16 protein-coding genes are annotated in these 19267 nt (G+C 72.7%); 11 read left to right on the top strand and 5 right to left on the bottom strand.

The features are described from left to right. The first annotated feature begins 22 nt into the window (after positions 1-22). From ACZ4M5_RS22385 to ACZ4M5_RS22375, 3 genes are read left to right on the top strand one after another with little or no spacing between them, the layout of a single operon-like run. Entirely contained in the window at positions 23-1057 is a 1035-nt protein-coding gene (locus ACZ4M5_RS22385; RefSeq protein ID WP_467739391.1) for an NTP transferase domain-containing protein, read from the top strand. Then, a complete protein-coding gene (locus ACZ4M5_RS22380; RefSeq protein ID WP_467739389.1) occupies positions 1054-2475 on the top strand; it encodes a molybdopterin molybdotransferase MoeA in 1422 nt (473 codons plus the stop codon). Before ACZ4M5_RS22385 ends, ACZ4M5_RS22380 begins: the two co-directional genes overlap by 4 nt. Further along, positions 2472-3590: a potassium channel family protein gene (locus ACZ4M5_RS22375; protein WP_467739387.1), complete on the top strand. Its 1119-nt coding sequence runs from the start codon at positions 2472-2474 to the stop codon at positions 3588-3590. The genes ACZ4M5_RS22380 and ACZ4M5_RS22375 overlap by 4 nt, the downstream gene beginning before the upstream one ends. An 82-nt stretch (positions 3591-3672) precedes the next feature. Here the strand turns inward: ACZ4M5_RS22375 and ACZ4M5_RS22370 are convergent, their stop codons facing one another. Together ACZ4M5_RS22370 and ACZ4M5_RS22365 are read right to left on the bottom strand one after the other, a co-directional pair. Continuing rightward, positions 3673-4521 carry an ABC transporter permease gene (locus ACZ4M5_RS22370; protein WP_467739385.1) on the bottom strand — a complete coding sequence of 283 codons (849 nt, stop codon included), beginning with the start codon at positions 4519-4521 and terminating at the stop codon, positions 3673-3675. Next, on the bottom strand, positions 4518-5534 hold the full coding sequence (locus ACZ4M5_RS22365) for an ATP-binding cassette domain-containing protein (RefSeq protein WP_467739383.1): 1017 nt from the start codon (positions 5532-5534) through the stop codon (positions 4518-4520). Before ACZ4M5_RS22365 ends, ACZ4M5_RS22370 begins: the two co-directional genes overlap by 4 nt. Positions 5535-5745: 211 nt before the next feature. Between ACZ4M5_RS22365 and ACZ4M5_RS22360 the strand changes: the two genes are divergently transcribed. Beyond that, positions 5746-6726 carry an NAD(P)H-quinone oxidoreductase gene (locus ACZ4M5_RS22360; protein WP_467739381.1) on the top strand — a complete coding sequence of 327 codons (981 nt, stop codon included), beginning with the start codon at positions 5746-5748 and terminating at the stop codon, positions 6724-6726. Positions 6727-6775: 49 nt separating this feature from the next. Here ACZ4M5_RS22360 and ACZ4M5_RS22355 read toward each other — a convergent pair whose 3' ends face one another. After that, positions 6776-7237 carry a hypothetical protein gene (locus tag ACZ4M5_RS22355; RefSeq protein ID WP_467739379.1) on the bottom strand — a complete coding sequence of 154 codons (462 nt, stop codon included), beginning with the start codon at positions 7235-7237 and terminating at the stop codon, positions 6776-6778. A 548-nt stretch (positions 7238-7785) separates the two neighbouring features. Between ACZ4M5_RS22355 and ACZ4M5_RS22350 the strand changes: the two genes are divergently transcribed. Then, positions 7786-8325 (top strand): bacterial proteasome activator family protein, encoded by a 540-nt coding sequence (locus ACZ4M5_RS22350; RefSeq protein WP_467739377.1) that lies wholly within the window; start codon positions 7786-7788, stop codon positions 8323-8325. Between the two features lie 72 nt (positions 8326-8397). Here the strand turns inward: ACZ4M5_RS22350 and ACZ4M5_RS22345 are convergent, their stop codons facing one another. After that, positions 8398-10026, bottom strand: a complete 1629-nt coding sequence (locus ACZ4M5_RS22345) for a protein kinase domain-containing protein (RefSeq protein ID WP_467739375.1) — start codon at positions 10024-10026, stop codon at positions 8398-8400. 347 nt (positions 10027-10373) lie between these two features. Between ACZ4M5_RS22345 and ACZ4M5_RS22340 the strand changes: the two genes are divergently transcribed. From ACZ4M5_RS22340 to ACZ4M5_RS22325, 4 genes are all read left to right on the top strand, one after another. After that, a complete protein-coding gene (locus ACZ4M5_RS22340; RefSeq protein ID WP_467739373.1) occupies positions 10374-11972 on the top strand; it encodes a protein kinase domain-containing protein in 1599 nt (532 codons plus the stop codon). Positions 11973-12418: 446 nt separating this feature from the next. Then, entirely contained in the window at positions 12419-13621 is a 1203-nt protein-coding gene (pdhA, locus tag ACZ4M5_RS22335) for a pyruvate dehydrogenase (acetyl-transferring) E1 component subunit alpha (RefSeq protein WP_467739371.1), read from the top strand. A gap of 1 nt (position 13622) precedes the next feature. Further along, positions 13623-14600 (top strand): alpha-ketoacid dehydrogenase subunit beta, encoded by a 978-nt coding sequence (locus tag ACZ4M5_RS22330; RefSeq protein WP_398109116.1) that lies wholly within the window; start codon positions 13623-13625, stop codon positions 14598-14600. Between the two features lie 10 nt (positions 14601-14610). Continuing rightward, positions 14611-16065: a dihydrolipoamide acetyltransferase family protein gene (locus tag ACZ4M5_RS22325; protein WP_467739369.1), complete on the top strand. Its 1455-nt coding sequence runs from the start codon at positions 14611-14613 to the stop codon at positions 16063-16065. A gap of 67 nt (positions 16066-16132) precedes the next feature. Here ACZ4M5_RS22325 and ACZ4M5_RS22320 read toward each other — a convergent pair whose 3' ends face one another. Beyond that, positions 16133-17035: a D-alanyl-D-alanine carboxypeptidase family protein gene (locus ACZ4M5_RS22320; RefSeq protein WP_467739367.1), complete on the bottom strand. Its 903-nt coding sequence runs from the start codon at positions 17033-17035 to the stop codon at positions 16133-16135. 208 nt (positions 17036-17243) lie between these two features. On the opposite strand from ACZ4M5_RS22320, the gene ACZ4M5_RS22315 reads away from it, so the two are divergent. Both ACZ4M5_RS22315 and ACZ4M5_RS22310 read left to right on the top strand, forming a co-directional pair. Then, the gene (locus tag ACZ4M5_RS22315; RefSeq protein ID WP_467739365.1) at positions 17244-17894 is read left to right on the top strand and encodes a GntR family transcriptional regulator; all 651 of its coding nucleotides are present in this window, start codon (positions 17244-17246) and stop codon (positions 17892-17894) included. Then, a complete protein-coding gene (locus ACZ4M5_RS22310) occupies positions 17891-19186 on the top strand; it encodes an MFS transporter (RefSeq protein ID WP_467739363.1) in 1296 nt (431 codons plus the stop codon). The genes ACZ4M5_RS22315 and ACZ4M5_RS22310 overlap by 4 nt, the downstream gene beginning before the upstream one ends. Positions 19187-19267: the final 81 nt, after the last annotated feature.

Here is a 19267-nt window from a genome sequence, read left to right as displayed (position 1 = left end):
CGGGGGCACGCATACTCGGTGCGTGACCGCCAACGAGCCCACCGGCACACCCCCCGCCGGCACCGGTCCGGCAGCCGGCGCCGGCACGGGTCCGGTGCCCCGCGCCGGCAACGGCCCCGAGCAGGGGCCGCACCCCGCCGCGCACGACGCCGTCGTGCTCGCGGGCGGTGGCGCCCGGCGCCTGGGCGGAGCGGACAAGCCCGGGGTGCGGGTGGGTGGCCGGGCGCTGCTCGACCGCGTCCTCGCCGCGTGCCGGGACGCCCGCACGACCGTCGTCGTCGCCCCGCCGAGACCCACCGAACGGCCCGTCACCTGGGCTCTGGAGGACCCGCCCGGCGGCGGCCCGGTCGCCGCCCTCGACGCCGGGCTGCGCCACACCGCCGCCGGGGACGTCGTGGTGCTCTCGGCCGATCTGCCGTTCCTCAGCGCGCAGACCGTCGCCGGGCTGCTGGACACGCTGCACACGAGCGGCGCCGACGGCGTGCTGCTCACCGACCCGGACGGCCGTGACCAGCCGCTCGTGGCCGCCTACCGCGCGTCGCGCCTGCGCGAGACCCTCGCACTGCTGCGGGAACGGCACGGCACGCTCGCCGGTCTCCCCCTGCGGCGCCTCGTCGCCGAGCTGAACCTCACCCGGGTCCCGGACCCCGTCGCGTCCTTCGACTGCGACACCTGGGACGACATCGCCACCGCCAGGGCACGTATCAGGGAGCATGGGCACGTGTTGGATGACTGGATTTCCGCCGTGAAGGACGAACTGGGACTCGACCTCGACGTCGACACCCGCGGACTGCTCGACCTCGCCCGCGACGCCGCCCACGGGGTGGCGAGGCCGGCGGCGCCGCTGACCACGTTCCTGGTCGGCTACGCCGCCGCACAGGCCGGGGGCGGCCCCGAGGCGGTCGCCGAGGCCTCCCGCAAGGCCGCCGCCCTGGCCGAGCGCTGGGCGCGGGAGAGCACCGCCGCTCCCGCGCACCCCCAGGACGGCGCCCCCGGGCAGCCCAGCGGCGACGTCGCCCCGGACGCCACCCCGGACACCCGCCCGGACGCCGGATGACCCCGCCGGGCACCCGCGCCGGCGAGGACGCCGAGGATCTCGACGTCGAGGAGGTGCTCGCGCTCGTGCGCAACAGCAACGACAGCACCCTCGGCGGCCGGGGCCACGGCTCGGGCGCGCACCACCCCGCACCCGGGGACCACGGCCCCGGCGACCCCGCCGCAGAGGGCGACGCCCGTACCCCCGCGACCGGATCCGGGCGCGGTCACCGCGCCACGCCCTGGTCCGAGGCCCGTTCCCTCGCCGAACGCACCGCACGGGCCACCGTCCGGGCCGCCCGGCGCGAGCCCGTCTCCGTGCCCCTGGACGGCGCCCTGGGCCTCACCCTGGCCGTCCCGCTCGACGCCCTCACCGACCTCCCCTCCTTCGACACCTCGGCGATGGACGGCTGGGCGGTCGCCGGGCCCGCCCCGTGGGCCGTCCGGGACGAGGGCGTCCTCGCCGGGCACGCCGCGCCCGCCCGGCTCACCGACGGCGAGGCCGTCCGGATCGCCACCGGTGCCCGCATCCCCGCGGACACCACAGCCGTCCTGCGCAGCGAGCACGGCCGCACCGACGACAAGGGCCGGCTGCACGCCACGCGTGAGGTCGTCACCGGCCAGGACATCCGCCCGCGCGGCCAGGAGTGCCGCGCCGGCGATCAGTTGCTCCCCGTCGGCACCCTCGTCACCCCGGCGGTCCTCGGACTGGCCGCGGCGGCCGGGTACGACACCGTCACCGCCGTTCCCCGCCCCCGGGTGGACGTCCTCGTCCTCGGCGACGAGCTGCTCACCGCAGGGCGGCCCCGCGACGGCCTGATCCGGGACGCCCTCGGCCCCATGCTGCCGCCGTGGCTGCGGGCGCTCGGCGCCGAGGTCACCGCGGTCCGGCGCGTCCGCGACGACATCGACGCGCTGCACGAGGCGATCACCACCTCGGGCGCCGACGTCGTCGTGACCACCGGCGGCACGGCCGCCGGCCCGGTCGACCACGTCCACCCGGTCCTGGAGCGCATCGGTGCCGACCTCCTGGTGGACGGTGTCCAGGTCCGGCCCGGGCACCCCATGCTCCTGGCCCGCATCAGCGAGGCCCGGCATCTGGTCGGCCTGCCGGGCAACCCGCTCGCCGCCGTCTCCGGACTGCTGACGCTCGCCGAGCCGCTGCTGCGGATCCTCTCCGCCCGCCCCGCCCCCGAGCCGTACACGATGCCGCTGGGGGACGCCGTGCACGGGCACCCCCATGACACCCGGCTGGTGCCCGTGGTCCTGCGCGGCGACCGGGCGATGCCGCTGCACTACAACGGGCCCGCGATGCTGCGCGGCATCGCGGCGGCCGACGCGCTGGCCGTCGTCCCGCCGGGTGGCGCCGGCACGGGACAGGAGGCGGAACTGCTCGACATGCCCTGGGCGTCCGCAGGAATCGGGGTGTGTTTCACGTGAAACTTCCGGGCCAGGACGCCATCGCCCGCCAAGCCGACGAGCACCTGGTGACCCACCGGGTGAAACTCCCGCGGCAGGTCGTCGAGCACCCGATCCGCCAGGTCGCCAAGCGGCTCTCGATGGCCCTGGCGGTCCTCGTCCTCACCGCGTTGATCGTCTACGCCGACCGGGCCGGCTACAACGACAACGCGGGCGGCGGTCTCACCCTCCTCGACGCCTTCTACTACGCGACCGTCACCCTCTCCACCACCGGGTACGGTGACATCACCCCGGCCAGCGAGAGCGCCCGGCTGACGAACATCCTGGTCATCACGCCGCTGCGCGTGCTGTTCCTGATCATCCTGGTCGGTACGACCCTGGAAGCCCTCACCGAACGCACCCGGGAGGAGTGGCGACTGACCCGCTGGAGGTCCACCTTGCGCGATCACACCGTCGTCATCGGCTTCGGCACCAAGGGCCGCTCGGCGATCCGGACCGTCTGTGCGACGGGCCTGAGGAAGGAACAGGTGGTCGTCGTCGACCCCAGCTCCAAGGTGATCGACGCCGCGACCGCCGAGGGATACGCCGGCATCGTCGGTGACGCCACCCGCAGCGAGGTCCTCAAGCGGGCCGAGGTCCACAAGGCACGCCAGATCATCATCGCCACCCAGCGCGACGACACGGCGGTCCTGGTGACCCTCACCGCCCGGCAGCTCAACCGCGGGGCGAACATCGTCGCCGCGGTCCGCGAGGAGGAGAACGCCCCACTGCTCAAGCAGTCCGGCGCCGACGCCGTCATCACCAGTGCCAGCGCCGCCGGCCGGCTGCTCGGCCTGTCCGTGCTCAGCCCGTCGGCCGGCATGGTGATGGAGGACCTCATCCAGCAGGGCAGCGGCCTGGACATCGTGGAGCGGCCGGTCGTGAAGGCCGAGGTGGGCAGGACCCCCCGGGAGATCGACGACCTGGTGGTCAGCGTCATACGCGGTCACCGGGTGCTCGGCTACGACGACCCGGCCGTCGGCCGGCTGGAGCTGACCGACCGGCTCATCACCATCGTGCGCAAGACTCCGGGCACGCAGGTCGCGCCGGACGCCCGCCCGATGCCTCCCCTGCCCCCGATGCCCCGCAACAAGTAGCCGCGCGCGGCACGGGGCCGGGACACAGCAGGGCCGGCCGTCCCGCACCGGGTGTGCGCGACGGCCGGCCGATGTCCGCGGGCTACTTGCGGTTGTACAGGCGCATCGTGACCGGCCCGAAGACCAGGACGAACAGCCCCGCCCAGCCCAGCGACCAGGCCACCTCGTCGGCCGGCCAGTCGCCGCCCATCAGGCCGCGCACCGCCGAGGCCAGATGCGTGATGGGGCTGTTGTTCACGAAGGCCTGCAACCAGCCCGGCATGGTCCGGGGGTCGACGAACACGTTGGACAGGAACGTCAGCGGGAAGATCACCATCATGCTGACGCCCATCACCGACTTCTCGGTGCGCAGCATCAGCCCGAACATCGTCCAGATCCACGAGAACGCGAACGAGAACAGCACCAGCAGGGCGATCCCCGCGAGCACGCCCGCCGGCCCGCCCTCCGCCCGGTAGCCGAGGATCATGCCGACGGTGAGCATCACGACCGAGGCGATCGTGTACCGCAGGGCGTCACCGAGCAGGTAGCCGACCATGGTCGAGGGCCGCCAGATCGGCAGGCTGCGGAACCGGTCGAAGACGCCCTTCTCGATGTCGGTGTTGACCGAGACGCCCGTGTACATCGTGATCATCACGACGGACATCACGAGGATGCCCGGCAGCAGGAACTGGATGTACTCCTTCGGCGAGCCGGCCAGCGCCCCGCCGAACAGGTACGTGTACATCAGCACCATCATGATCGGGAACGCCGTGACGTCGAAGAGCTGCTCCGGCACGTGCTTGATCTTGAGGATGGCCCGCCAGCCGAAGGTCATCGAGGCCGACCACGCGCTGGGGCGCGGCGGCCGCTCCTTGGAGACGAGCAGCGCGGCGAGGGACTCGGCGCTGACCGGGGCGAGTTCCTTGCTGTCGGTGGTCGTTGCGGTGCTCATGCCGCCACCTCGTCCTTCGGGTCGTCGGAGCGGTCGGCGGAGTCGTGCGTGTCGTGCCCGGTCAGAGCGAGGAACACCTCGTCCAGGCTGGGCTGGCCCAGCGAGAAGTTGTCGACGGTGACCCCGGCGCGGGCCAGTTCGCCCAGGGCGCGCGAGGCGTGCTCGGCCGCCGAGTCGTCGCTCGCCGCGGCGAGCCGGGCGGTCAGGGCCACCGGGTCGGGCTCCGGCTGGACCTGCGCGCCGAGGGTGCGGCGCAGCAGCTCGGCCGCGAGGTCCCGTTGGTCGGGATCCCGTAGCCGCAGATGGACCGACCCGGCGCCCACGGACGACTTCAGCTCGCCCTTGGTGCCCTCGGCGATCACCCGCCCGCGGTCGATGACGGCGATCCGGGACGCCAGCTGGTCGGCCTCGTCCAGGTACTGCGTGGTCAGCAGCACGGTGGTGCCCTGGGCGACCACCGCCCGCACGATGTCCCACACCTGGTTGCGGCTGCGCGGGTCCAGACCGGTCGTGGGCTCGTCCAGGAAGAGCAGGTCGGGGGTGTTGAGGATGGACGCGGCGATGTCGATGCGCCGCCGCATGCCGCCCGAGTAGTGCTTGACCTGCTTGGCGGCGGCGTCCGTCAGCCCGAAGGCCTCCAGGAGCTGCGCCGCGCGGTCCCGGGCGGCCCGCTTGTGGTGACCGAGGAGCCGGCCCAGCAGGACCAGGTTCTCCGTGCCGGTGAGGTCCTCGTCGACGGAGGCGTACTGGCCGGTGAGACTGACCCGGCCGCGCACCTCGTCCGCCTCGCGGACGACGTCGTGACCGAAGACATGGGCCTGACCGCCGTCCGGACGCAGCAGGGTGGCGAGCATCTTCACGGTGGTGGTCTTGCCGGCGCCGTTCGGGCCGAGGACGCCGTAGACCGTGCCCGCGGGCACGGACAGGTCCACCCCGTCGACGGCCCGGGTCTCGCCGAACGTCTTCACCAGGCCGGCGGTCTCGATCGCCAGGCCGGACGTCTGCGTGCTCATGCTTCGGGTCCTTCCGAGTACGTGGGCTACGCATGGGGAGACCTTTACCGTCGCCCAAACTCATCGGTGGCGCACGTGGATTTCCGCCGTGGCCCGCCCGGGGAGCCAAACCGGCCCCCAGGAGAGCGAGTCGGGCCCCCAGGAGATCGAGCCGGGCCCCTCCGCGAGCGGATCGGACTCGGCCCGGGGGCCGGCGGGTACGGTCCCCTTCATGCATGCGATCACGATTCCCGAACCTGGTGGGCCCGAGGCGCTGGTCTGGGACGAGGTCCCCGACCCCGTGCCCGGCGAGGGCGAAGTCCTGGTCGAGGTGGCGGCCGGCGCCGTCAACCGGGCCGACATCCTGCAACGGCAGGGCTTCTACGACCCGCCGCCCGGCGCGGTCCCCTACCCGGGCCTGGAGTGCTCCGGCCGGATCGCCGCGATCGGCCCGGGCGTCTCGGGCTGGAACGTCGGTGACGAGGTGTGCGCGCTGCTCTCCGGCGGTGGTTACGCCGAGAAGGTGGCCGTCCCGGCCGGGCAGCTGCTGCCGGTGCCCGAGTCGGTGGACCTGAAGCAGGCCGCGGCGCTGCCCGAGGTCGTCTGCACCGTCTGGTCGAACGTCTTCATGGTCGCCCACCTGCGCCCTGGCGAGACGCTGCTCGTCCACGGCGGCTCCAGCGGCATCGGCACCATGGCGATCCAGCTGGGCAAGGCCGTCGGCGCGCGCGTGGCGGTCACGGCCGGGACGAAGGAGAAGCTGGAGCGGTGCGCCGAGCTGGGCGCCGACGTCCTGGTCAACTACCGCGAGCAGGACTTCGTCGAGGAGGTCAGGAAGGCCACCGACGGGGCCGGGGCCGACGTCATCCTGGACAACATGGGCGCGAAGTACCTGGACCGCAACGTCCGGGCCCTCGCGGTCAACGGCCGGCTCGCGATCATCGGCATGCAGGGCGGGGCGAAGGGCGAGCTGAACATCGGCGCGCTGCTCGCCAAGCGCGCCGCCGTCAGCGCGACGTCCCTGCGCGCCCGGCCGCGGGAGGAGAAGGCGGCCATCGTCGCGGCCGTGCGCGAACACGTCTGGCCCCTGTTCGCGGGCGGCCGGGTACGCCCGGTCGTCGACCGTGAGATCCCGATGCAGGACGCGGGGACGGCCCACCGGGTGGTGGAGGAGAGCGGCCACATCGGCAAGGTGCTGCTGATCGCGCCGTAAAGGCGGACCGCCGGGCCGGTGGGGGGCGCCCCGGACCGGGCGGGCGCCGCTACCCCCGTCGCAGTCTCAGTCCGAGGAACGCCAGGCCCAGGCCCAGCCCGATCAGCACCAGGCCGCTGCCCAGCGGGAGGATGCGCAGGACCGGGGTGGTGGGGCTCTCGGCGGTGGCGGCCCGGCGCACGGGCTCGTCCTCGACCGTCGGTTCGGGCGGCTCGGGGACGGGCTCCGGGGGCGTGGGCAGGGCGGAGGCGTCGGTGACGCCCGGCTCCTCCGAGGCGGCCGCGGGGCGCCCCGGGCGCTCGCGGCCCTGCCCGGCCCGGCTACCCGCCCGCGAGGGCTCGCCCGGGCCGGACGGGACCGGCGAGAGACTGGGGGCGGCCGCCACGGCGTCCTCGTCGTGGGCGAGGACGGCGGCGTGGGACGGGGCGGCTCCGTACGGTGCGACGGCCGCGCCCGTTCCCAGGGCCAGTGCCAGTGCCGCCGCCCGCAGGGCGCGTTGCCATGGAGTCACGGGGGTGACTCCCTCCCGCCGTGCCCCAGGTGGGGCAGAACGGCATGTCGGGTCATGTCCAGGCCATCAGCCTCACACCGCCCCCGGCGACGGGCACTCCGGGTTCGGCCGACGGGCGGAACCGGCGCACCATCCGGGTGTCCCGACACGTCACGGGGGGCCGGTGCTTCTGATGGCCGGCCCCGCCACGGCTGCCGCCCGCGGGCCGGTTTCGAGACGCGCACCGGCGGCATTCGGCCGATGCACCGGCTCACCGAGGCGGGCCGCACCGAGCCGCGGGGCCGGTACGCGCGCCCGGCCGCACCGAGCCGCGGGGCCGGTACGGGCGCCCGGCCGTCCGGGCCGAGCCCCCGCGCGACGAGCCGGCGAGCGAACCGGTGCCCTCCACGACCACGTGCGGCGCGGCTGCCGCGGCCCACACGGGAGGAGAGGCCGCCCGCGGCGGAGCGACCCCGGCCGTGAGCCGTTCGTCCTCCCGCCGGACGGTGGACGGAAGGCCCGCGGGGGCACCCCGAAGGTGAGGCGCAGGCGTGCGAGACAATGGCGGCATGGAGATGCCGAGGAACGAACGGTCGCCGGAGAACCCGCAGATCCTGGTCGTGGGCCAGGACGGCATGGCGCTCAGCGGCGGCGGAGACGAGGACTCCCGCGAGACCCCGGTCACGGAGCAGGTCGCGCAGCCGGCGAAGGTCATGCGCATCGGCAGCATGATCAAGCAGCTGCTCGAGGAAGTGCGCGTGGCTCCCCTGGACGAGGCCAGCCGGGTCCGGCTCAAGGAGATCCACGCCAGCTCGGTCAAGGAGCTGGAGGACGGCCTGGCGCCCGAACTGGTGGAGGAGCTCGAGCGGCTCTCGCTGCCGTTCACGGACGAGGCCACGCCCAGCGACGCGGAACTGCGCATCGCGCAGGCGCAGCTGGTGGGCTGGCTGGAGGGGCTGTTCCACGGGATCCAGACGACGCTGTTCGCCCAGCAGATGGCGGCCCGCGCCCAGCTGGAGCAGATGCGCCGCGCCCTCCCGCCGGGCGTCGGTCACGAAGGGCTCGACGAGCAGCACCCGGGTGGCCGGACCGGCGGCCCGTACCTGTAGACGGCGGCACACCCCGTACCCGACACGGGCCCGGCGGCAGCGGCCGCCGGGCCCTTCCTCATGTCCGGGCCGTCAGGACGGGGGGTTGCCCGTCGAGACGTTGAGCACGATCGTCGGCATGTCCTTGGGGTCGACGTCGGTGCCCTTGGACGGGAACTGGTTCATGACCGTCCCCTCGCCGTAGGTGTTCTCGTCGACCTTCTCCGTCTTGACCTGCCAGCCGGCGGCCTGGGCGCATGCCTTGACGGACTGGATGTCCTTGAACTTGAAGCTCGGGATCTCGATCTTCTCGGGGTCGTTGTACGACTCCTGCGGCTCCGTGCACTCCTCGGTCTCGACCGTCCTCGACCGGTCCGGGCCGCGGTAGCCGGGCTTCTTCTCCGCGGAGGCCGACGTGCTCGGGTCGCTGCCGCCGCCCTGGTCGTCCTCGCCGCCGCCCATCATCAGCAGCGCCGTGACGAGTCCGCCGACGGCGAGCAGGGCCACGACGACCGAGCCGACGATCACCGGCTTGTTGCTCTTGCCGCCGCCCTGCCCGACGGACGTCGTCTGCGGGGTGAGGTGGTAGGGCGGCGGGGTCGACGGGCCGTGCTGCGGGGAGTAGCCGGCCGGGGTGGGCGCCTGGTAGCCGCCCTGCTGCGGGTAGCCGTACGACGGGGCCGGGGTGCCGTACGGGTGGGGCTGCGGGGTCGGCTGGTACGGCGTCTGCACCTGGCCGGAGGGTGCCGGGTTCGCCTGGTCGACCGGCGGGAACACCGCCGAGCCGACGCCCGAGCCGCTCGGCGCCTGGGTGCCCGGCACGATGCTCGGCGGCGCCGCCTGGAAGGAGGCCGCCACGCGCAGGCACTCGTCGCGCATGGCCTCGGCGCTGGGGAAGCGCTCGTTCGGGTTCTTCTTCAGCGCCCGGGCGATCAGCGCGTCCACCGCCGGGGGCAGCGAGCGGTTGATCGAGGACGCGACCGGCGGCTCCTCCTGCACGTGCGCGTAGGCGATGGCCAGCGGCGAGTCCGCCTCGAACGGCAGCCGCCCGGTGACGAGCTGGAACAGCATGATGCCGACCGAGTACAGGTCGGAGCGGGCGTCCACGCCGCGGCCCAGGGCCTGCTCGGGCGAGAGGTACTGCGGGGTGCCGACGACCATGCCGGTCTGCGTCATCGACGTCACGCCGGACTGCATGGCGCGGGCGATGCCGAAGTCCATGACCTTGACCACGCCGCGCTTGGTCATCATCACGTTGCCCGGCTTGATGTCCCGGTGGACCAGGCCCATCTCGTGGCTGATCTCCAGCGCGGCCAGCACGTCCCCGGTGATCCTCAGCGCCTTGTCGGCGGGCATCGCGCCCTGCTGCCGGACGTCCTCGTCGAGCACGGAGCCGAGCGGGCGGCCCTCGACGTACTCCATGACGATGTACGGCGTCGTCATGCCGTCGACGGTGTCCTCGCCGGTGTCGAAGACCGAGACGATGTTGGTGTGCGTGAGCTTGGCCACGGACTGCGCCTCGCGGCGGAACCGCTCGCGGAACGCCTGCTCCCGGCCGAGGTCGGTGTGCAGCGTCTTGATCGCGACCTGCCGGTCGAGCACGCTGTCGTACGCGAGGTGCACCGAGGCCATGCCGCCCTGGCCGAGCAGGTCGCGCAGCTGATAGCGGCCACCGGCGAGCGCCCGCCCCGTGTAGTGGCCCTGTGCGCCGTCCTGGCTCATGTTCCCTGTCCCCCGTAGCCCCCGCGGGCGCCGCCGACCTGTCGATCGTCCGTCGTGATCCACACCGTCATTCCCGGCCAAGTCTGCCCCAGGGCAGTGACACGTCAAGCTCGGTGCCCGTTCCGTGACCGTACGCGAAAGAAGCGTCGCGGAAGCGTTACAGGGGGCGTACGGCCGGTCCACGGAATTTGCACGACAGTACGGAGTGACGGTTTCATGGCCGGTCCGTCTCGTGCCGGTCCCAGGCACCCGTCCCGCACCTCGGGCTTGCGCGGAGGCTGTAGCGTGGCCGACGGAGACCGTAACAACACCGCGCGCACCGCGGGCAGAAACGACGGCGAGGACTGATGGCACAGCAGCAGCGCGCTCAGGGCCCGTCCGACCCCGAGGCGACTGGCGGCGGCATGTCGGACGCGCCGGACAACTGGGGCAACGGCGGGCTCGTCGGGGACGGCCGGTACCGGCTGACCCACAGGCTCGGCCGGGGCGGCATGGCCGAGGTGTTCGCTGCCGAGGACGTCCGGCTCGGACGCACGGTCGCCGTGAAGCTGCTCCGCGCGGACCTCGCCGAGGACCCGGTGTCCAAGGCCCGCTTCACGCGCGAGGCGCAGTCGGTCGCCGGCCTCAACCACCACGCGATCGTCGCCGTGTACGACTCCGGCGAGGACGTCGTCGGCGGCCAGTCCGTGCCGTACATCGTGATGGAGCTGGTCGAGGGCCGCACCATCCGCGACCTGCTGCTCAACGCCGAGGCGCCCGGGCCCGAGCAGGCGCTGATCATCGTCTCCGGGGTCCTGGAGGCGCTCGCCTACTCGCACCAGCACGGCATCGTGCACCGCGACATCAAGCCCGCCAACGTCATCATCACGCACAACGGCGCGGTGAAGGTGATGGACTTCGGCATCGCCCGCGCCCTGCACGGCGCGTCGACGACGATGACGCAGACCGGCATGGTCATGGGCACCCCGCAGTACCTCTCCCCCGAGCAGGCGCTCGGCAAGGCCGTCGATCACCGCTCCGACCTGTACGCGACCGGCTGCCTGCTGTACGAACTCCTCTCGCTGCGCCCGCCGTTCACCGGCGAGACCCCGCTGTCGGTGGTCTACCAGCACGTCCAGGACATCCCGACCCCGCCCTCCGAGGCCTCCGACGCCTGCCCGCCGGAACTGGACGGCCTGGTCATGCGCTCCCTGGCGAAGGAGCCCGACGACCGCTTCCAGACGGCCGAGGAGATGCGCGGCCTCGTCCAGTACGCGCTGCAGATGCTGTACGACCAGGGCGGCCACACCGGCACCTGGAACACCGGCCCCGTCGTGTCGCACGAGGGCCGCAACACCCCCTCGGGCGGCTTCGCGCAGACGGCCGTGATGGGCCACCCGGGGGACGCCTCCGGCACCACCCAGATCCCCTCGCCGATCCTGCCGTCCGGCTACGGCGGCGGGGACGACGGCGGTTTCGAGGGCCACGGCAACAAGGGCAGCGGCCGGGGCAAGCTGTGGATCCTCGCCGTGCTCGCGGTCATCGCCGTGGTCGCGGGCGTCGCCCTGGCGCTGCAGAACACCGGCGGCGGCAAGGAAGAGCCGGGCAAGAAGCAGTCGCCGAGCTCCTCGCGCAGCAGCGAGGACAAGGAGCCCAGCAAGAAGCCCAGCGACGAGCCGACGGACGAGCCGACCGACAGCACCACGGACGGCGGTACCGGCACGGGCAACGGCAACGGCGACTGGACGCCGTCGTACACGCCCTCCTACACGCCGTCCCAGAGCGCGCCGCAGTCGCCCACGGGCCGGCCGTCGAACCCGCCGACCACCGCGGAGCCCACCGATGAGCCCACGGGCGGCGGCGAGCCGAGCGACCCGGAGACTCCGCCGGACGACACGGGCGGCACCGACGCGGGCGGCACCACCGCCGGTGAGGCGGGCGGCCCCGGCGGCGGGGGCGACGGCTGATCCGTCCGGCGGACGGCGGCCGGCGGCCCCCGAGAAGACACGATCCACGCGCGCGTGGGACCCGGGAACGGGCCCCACGCGCGCGTGCCGTTTCACCGCGCCCGGAAGTTGGCTCTTCCCGTGACCTGGGTCACCGGGTTAACGTGCGGTAGCTCCGGCCTCCTGCAAGGCTGTGACCAGGGCCCCTTCGCAGCCTTCCCGATTTACTTGGATATCCAAGCAAAATCGCAGGTCAGATGGGGTTTCACAGAAATGTGGCGCACTGGGTAACGTGCTTTCTGCAGGGCGCTCGCCGGGGCACCTGTCACGCCTGTCTCCCGGCTGAGCGGCACCCACCCCGTGCCCGTGGTCGAGAACAGGTGAGCCGCTCCCCCAGGCTCTGAACGAGCAGGGGGAACCCCAGGCCCACCGGCAACCCCGGGAGCCGGACCGACGGAGGAGCACACGTGACCGTGGAGAGCACTGCCGCGCGCACACCGCGACGCAGCGCCGGAAGCAAGGCCGGCACCACCGGCACCAAGCGCACCACCCGCACCACCGCCAAGAAGGACGCGGGCGCCACGGGCGGCGAGCCGCAGCTCGTGCAGCTGCTGACGCCCGAGGGCAAGCGGGTCAAGAACGCGGAGTTCGACAAGTACGTCGCCGGGGTCACCGCCGAGGAGCTGCGCGGTCTGTACCGCGACATGGTGCTCACCCGCCGCTTCGACGCCGAGGCCACCGCCCTGCAGCGCCAGGGCGAGCTGGGCCTGTGGGCGTCGCTGCTCGGCCAGGAGGCCGCCCAGATCGGCTCCGGCCGGGCCCTGCGTGACGACGACTACGTCTTCCCGACCTACCGCGAGCACGGCGTCGCCTGGTGCCGCGGGGTGGACCCGACCAACCTGCTCGGCATGTTCCGCGGGGTGAACAACGGCGGCTGGGACCCCAACGGCAACAACTTCCACCTCTACACGATCGTCATCGGCTCCCAGACGCTGCACGCCACCGGCTACGCGATGGGCGTCGCCAAGGACGGCACGGACAGCGCGGTGATCGCCTACTTCGGCGACGGCGCCTCCAGCCAGGGCGACGTGGCCGAGTCGTTCACCTTCTCCGCGGTCTACAACGCCCCGGTCGTGTTCTTCTGCCAGAACAACCAGTGGGCCATCTCCGAGCCGACCGAGAAGCAGTCCCGTGTGCCGATCTACCAGCGCGCCCAGGGCTTCGGCTTCCCCGGCGTCCGGGTCGACGGCAACGACGTGCTCGGCTGCCTCGCGGTCACCCGCTGGGCGCTGGAGCGGGCCCGCAACGGCGAGGGACCGACCCTCGTGGAGGCGTTCACCTACCGCATGGGCGCCCACACCACCTCCGACGACCCGACCCGCTACCGGGGGGACGAGGAGCGCCAGGCCTGGGAGGCGAAGGACCCGATCCTGCGCCTGCGCAGCTACCTGGAGGCCTCGAACCACGCGGACGAGTCGTTCTTCGCGGAACTGGAGACCGAGTCCGAGGCGTTGGGCAGGCGAGTGCGCGAGGCGGTCCGTGCCATGCCGGACCCGGACCACTTCGCGATCTTCGAGAACGTCTACGCGGACGGACACGCGCTGGTCGACGAGGAGCGCGCCCAGTTCGCCGCATACCAGGCGTCCTTCGCCGACGAGGGGGGTAACTGAGATGGCCGAGAAGATGGCACTGGCCAAGGCGATCAACGAGTCGCTGCGCCGCGCCCTGGATTCCGACCCCAAGGTCCTGATCATGGGTGAGGACGTCGGCAAGCTCGGCGGCGTGTTCCGGGTGACGGACGGCCTGCAGAAGGACTTCGGCGAGAGCCGCGTCATCGACACCCCGCTCGCCGAGTCGGGCATCGTCGGCACCGCGGTCGGCCTGGCCCTGCGCGGCTACCGCCCGGTGGTAGAGATCCAGTTCGACGGCTTCGTCTTCCCGGCGTACGACCAGATCGTCACGCAGCTCGCGAAGATGCACGCCCGCTCGCTGGGCAAGGTCAAGATGCCCGTCGTGGTGCGCATCCCCTACGGCGGCGGCATCGGCGCGGTCGAGCACCACTCGGAGTCCCCCGAGTCGCTGTTCGCGCACGTGGCGGGCCTGAAGGTGGTCAGCCCGTCGAACGCCTCGGACGCGTACTGGATGATGCAGCAGGCCATCCAGAGCGACGACCCGGTGATCTTCTTCGAGCCCAAGCGCCGCTACTGGGACAAGGGCGAGGTCAACACGGAGGCCATCCCGGGCCCGCTGCACAAGGCCCAGGTGGTCCGCGAGGGCACCGACCTGACCCTGGCGGCCTACGGCCCGATGGTGAAGCTCTGCCAGGAGGCCGCCGACGCGGCCGCCGAGGAGGGCCGGAACCTGGAGGTCCTCGACCTGCGCTCGATCTCCCCGGTCGACTTCGACTCGATCCAGGCGTCGGTGGAGAAGACCCGCCGCCTGGTCGTGGTCCACGAGGCACCGGTGTTCTTCGGCTCGGGCGCGGAGATCGCCGCCCGGATCACGGAGCGCTGCTTCTACCACCTGGAGGCCCCGGTGCTCCGGGTCGGCGGCTACCACGCCCCGTACCCGCCGGCCCGCCTGGAGGAGGAGTACCTGCCGAACCTGGACCGGGTGCTGGACGCCGTCGACCGCGCCCTGGCGTACTGAGGAGAGGGTCGTGACGACGATGACGGAAGCGTCCGTGCGCGAGTTCAAGATGCCCGACGTGGGCGAGGGACTCACGGAGGCGGAGATCCTCAAGTGGTACGTCCAGCCCGGTGACACGGTCACCGACGGGCAGGTCGTGTGCGAGGTCGAGACGGCGAAGGCGGCCGTGGAGCTGCCCATCCCCTATGACGGAGTGGTCCGGGAGCTGCACTTCCCGGAGGGCACCACGGTCGACGTGGGCACGTCGATCATCGCCGTGGACGTGAGCGGCGGTGCCGCGTCCGCGCCCGCCGCCGAGCAGCCCGCCGCCCAGGAGCCCGTCGCACCGGCCCCGGCCGCCGCGCAGGCCGAGGAGCCGAAGGCCGAGGGCTCGGGCCGCCAGCCGGTCCTGGTCGGTTACGGGGTGGCGACCTCCTCCACCCGCCGCCGCCCCCGCAAGGCCCAGGAGGCCCCGGCCCGGCCGGCCTCCACGGCGATCCAGTCCGAGCTGAACGGCCACGCTCCGGCGCCCGTCCCGGCTCCGGCCCCGGCGGCCCCCGCGGCGGGCGGGGACCGGCCGCTGGCCAAGCCCCCGGTGCGCAAGCTCGCCAAGGACCTGGGCATCGACCTGACGACGGTCACGCCGACGGGCCCGGACGGCATCATCACGCGTGAGGACGTGCACGCGGCGGTCGCCACCGCCGCCCCGGCTGCGGCCCCCGCGCCGGCCGCCCCGGCGCCCGCGCCGGCCGCGACCGCGACGGCCCCGGCCTCGTACGACACCGCGCGCGAGACCCGCGTGCCGGTCAAGGGCGTGCGCAAGGCCACGGCGGCGGCGATGGTCGGCTCGGCGTTCACCGCGCCGCATGTCACGGAGTTCGTCACGGTCGACGTGACGCGCACGATGAAGCTGGTCGAGGAGCTGAAGCAGGACAAGGAGTTCGCGGGCCTGCGCGTGAACCCGCTCCTGCTGATCGCCAAGGCCCTGCTGGTGGCGATCAAGCGCAACCCGGAGATCAACGCGTCCTGGGACGAGGCCGCTCAGGAGATCGTGGTCAAGCACTATGTGAACCTGGGCATCGCGGCCGCGACCCCGCGCGGCCTGATCGTGCCGAACATCAAGGACGCGCACGCCCAGACGCTGCCGCAGCTGGCCGGCTCGCTGGGCGAGCTGGTCGCGACGGCGCGGGAGGGCAAGACGTCCCCGTCGGCCATGCAGGGCGGCACGGTGACGATCACCAACGTCGGCGTCTTCGGCGTCGACACGGGCACGCCGATCCTGAACCCGGGCGAGTCCGCGATCCTCGCGGTCGGTGCGATCAAGCCGCAGCCCTGGGTGCACAAGGGCAAGGTGAAGCCCCGTCAGGTGACCACCCTGGCGCTGTCGTTCGACCACCGCCTGGTCGACGGCGAGCTGGGCTCGAAGGTCCTGGCCGACGTGGCCGCGGTCCTGGAGCAGCCCAAGCGCCTGATCACCTGGGCCTGACACACGGGAAGGGGGCTCGCCACTGGCTGTGGCGAGCCCCCTTCGCGTTGCCTGTCCGCGGGCGCGGCTACTTGGTGAAGCCGTAGTTCAGCAGCTTCGTCGCGTCCGACTGGCGCGCGGTCGCGCTGGTCGAGGCGAGGACCGTGCCGATGACCGTCTTGCCGCTGCGCGTCGCCGCGAAGACCAGGCAGTACTTGGCCTCCGGACCCGAGCCCGTCTTCACACCGATCGCGCCGCTGTAGCTGCCGAGCAGCGGGTTGGTGTTCGTCCACGGCGCCATCGTCCGCGTGCCGCCGGACTTGGTGGTCGTCTTCGCCGTGTACTTCTTCGTCTTGACGACCGTGCGGAACGTGGAGTTCTTCATCGCGGCGCTGGCGAGCTTCGTCAGGTCGCGCGGCGTGGAGTAGTTGCTGCCCTTGCCGATGCCGTCGAACGAGTCGAAGTGGGTGTTCTGCAGACCCAGGCTCTTGGCGGTGGTGTTCATCTTGCCGATGAAGGACTTCACCCGCGCCGACCGCGTCGAGCCGGAGCCGTACTTGTCGGCCAGCGCGTACGCGGCGTCGCAGCCGGACGGCAGCATCAGCCCGTACAGCAGCTGGCGGACGGTGACCTTGTCGCCGACGATCAGCTTGGCGTTGGACGCCCAGTTGTTCGCCACGATGTAGTCGCTGTACGCCTTCTGGACGGTGACCTTGCTGTCCAGGTTGAGGTTCGACTGCTTCAGCACCACCAGGGCCGTCATGATCTTGGTGGTCGAGCCGGTCGAGCGGCGGGTGTCGGCCGCCTTGGTGTAGAGCGACTTGCCGGTCGCGTTGTTCATCACGTAGCCGCCCTTGGCGGCGATGGAGGGCGCCGAGCCCGCGGCCTGCGCCGGCGCGACGGTGAGGGCACCGGTCGCGAGCATGGCGCCGGTGGTCACGGTGACGGCTGCGGCTCTGCGCAGACGAGTGCCCTTAATGCCGGTTATCAAGTCAAGTACCCCGATTACGTCGAATGCCCCATCGGTGCGGCCGAGTTGAGGACGAGGGGAAAGGGGCCGCACGTGTCTGACTCGTAACTAGCACAGGAGGTTGTGCTGTTGCCGGGAGGGGCCCCTGCTTTGCCACGGATGTGTGACATCCGGGTCCGCATACTGGACGGATGCATCCATGCACACCTGATGTATCTATTCTGTTCGTATGACTGTGGCCGTGAAGCAACCTCCCGCCGCCGACCGTGTCTACACCCACGTCAAACAGGGCGTCCTCGAGCGCCGCTACGAAGGCGGGACCCTGCTCACGGAGGGCGAGCTCGCCGAGGCCGTCGGGGTCTCGCGCACGCCGGTGCGCGAGGCGCTGCTCCGGCTGGAGGCCGAGGGGCTGATCAGGCTCTACCCCAAGAAGGGCGCTCTCGTCCTGCCCGTGTCCGCGCAGGAGATCGCCGACGTCGTGGAGACCCGCCTGCTCGTCGAGGAACACGCGGCGCGCAAGGCAGTCCCCGCGCCCCACGGCCTCATCGAGCGCCTGGAGGAGCTGCTGGCCCGGCAGAAGAGGCAGGCCGCCGCCGGCGACCTCGCGGGCGCCGCCGTCACCGACCGCTGCTTCCACGCCGAGATCGTCCGCAGCGGCGGCAACGAGATCCTCTCCCGCCTGTACGACCAGCTGCGCGACCGCCAGCTGCGCATGGGCGTCGCCGTCATGCACTCCCACCCCGACCGCATCGCCAAGACCCTCGCCGAGCACGAGGAGATCCTGGACGCGCTGCGCGCCGGGGACGCCGAGCGGGCCGTCGGCATCGTCCACCGGCACGTCGGCTGGTTCTCCCACCTGGCCCGCGGGGAGGTCCGATGAGCTCGGCCGCGCTGCCGGAGGGCCCCCCGGGCGGCCGCCGGGCCCTGGGCGTCTGGGGCATCGGTGTCTCGGTCTACTTCGTCGCGGTCATCTTCCGCACGTCCCTGGGCGTCGCCGGCCTCGACGCCGCCGACCGCTTCCACGTCAACGCCTCCGCGCTGTCCACCTTCTCCATCCTGCAGCTGCTGGTCTACGCGGGCATGCAGATACCCGTCGGCCTGCTCGTCGACCGGCTCGGCACCAAGAAGGTGCTGACGCTGGGCGCGGTGCTGTTCACGGCCGGACAGCTCGGCTTCGCGTTCTCCCCCTCCTACGGCATGGCGCTGGCCTCCCGGGCGCTGCTCGGCTGCGGTGACGCGCTGACGTTCATCAGCGTGCTGCGGCTGGGCAGCCGCTGGTTCCCCGCCCGGCGCGGGCCCCTCGTCGCCCAGTTCGCGGGGCTGATCGGCATGGCCGGCAACCTCGTCTCGACGCTCGTGCTGGCCCGGCTGCTGCACGGCGTCGGCTGGACGGCCGCCTTCGCGGGCAGCGCCGCGGCCGGGGCCGTGGTGTTCGTCCTGGTGGTGCTGTTCCTCAAGGACCACCCCGAGGGCCACGCGACCGAACCCGTCCCGCACCGGGGGGCGGCCTATGTGCGGCGGCAGATCGCCGCGGCCTGGCGGGAGCCGGGGACCCGGCTGGGCCTGTGGGTGCACTTCACCACCCAGTTCCCCGCGATGGTGTTCCTGCTGCTGTGGGGCCTGCCGTTCCTGGTCGAGGCGCAGGGCCTCACCCGGGCCACCGCCGGCGAGCTGCTGACCCTGGTCGTGCTGTCCAACATGGTCGTCGGCCTGGTCTACGGCCAGATCGTCGCCCGGCACCACGAGGCGCGGCTGCCCCTCGCGCTCGGCACGGTCGCGGCCACGGCCCTGGTGTGGGCGGCGACCCTCGCCCACCCGGGCGCGCACGCCCCGATGTGGCTGCTGATCGTGCTGTGCACGGTCCTCGGCGCCTGCGGCCCCGCCTCCATGATCGGCTTCGACTTCGCCCGCCCGGCCAATCCGCCCGAGCGGCAGGGCACCGCCTCCGGCATCACCAACATGGGCGGCTTCGTGGCCTCGATGACCACGCTGTTCGCGATCGGTGTCCTGCTGGACGCCACCGGTGACGACTACCGCGTCGCCTTCTCCGTGGTCTTCGTGCTCCAGGCGGCCGGCGTCACGCAGATCCTGCGGCTGCGCAGGCAGGCGGCCCGCCGGGAGCGGGAGCGGCTGGTGGCCAGCCGGGTGGAGACCGTGCACGTACCGGCGTAGGCCGCACCGGCGGGCACCGGGCCCGTACCCGCCCCCGCGTCAGGCCCCGTGCACAGCCAGGCCGCCGGGTGCCGGCCCCGC

The organism is Streptomyces sp. NPDC026246, from assembly GCF_055567995.1.
Note: the sequence above shows the minus strand (reverse complement) of the source record. Positions and strands in the feature narration are given on the sequence as shown.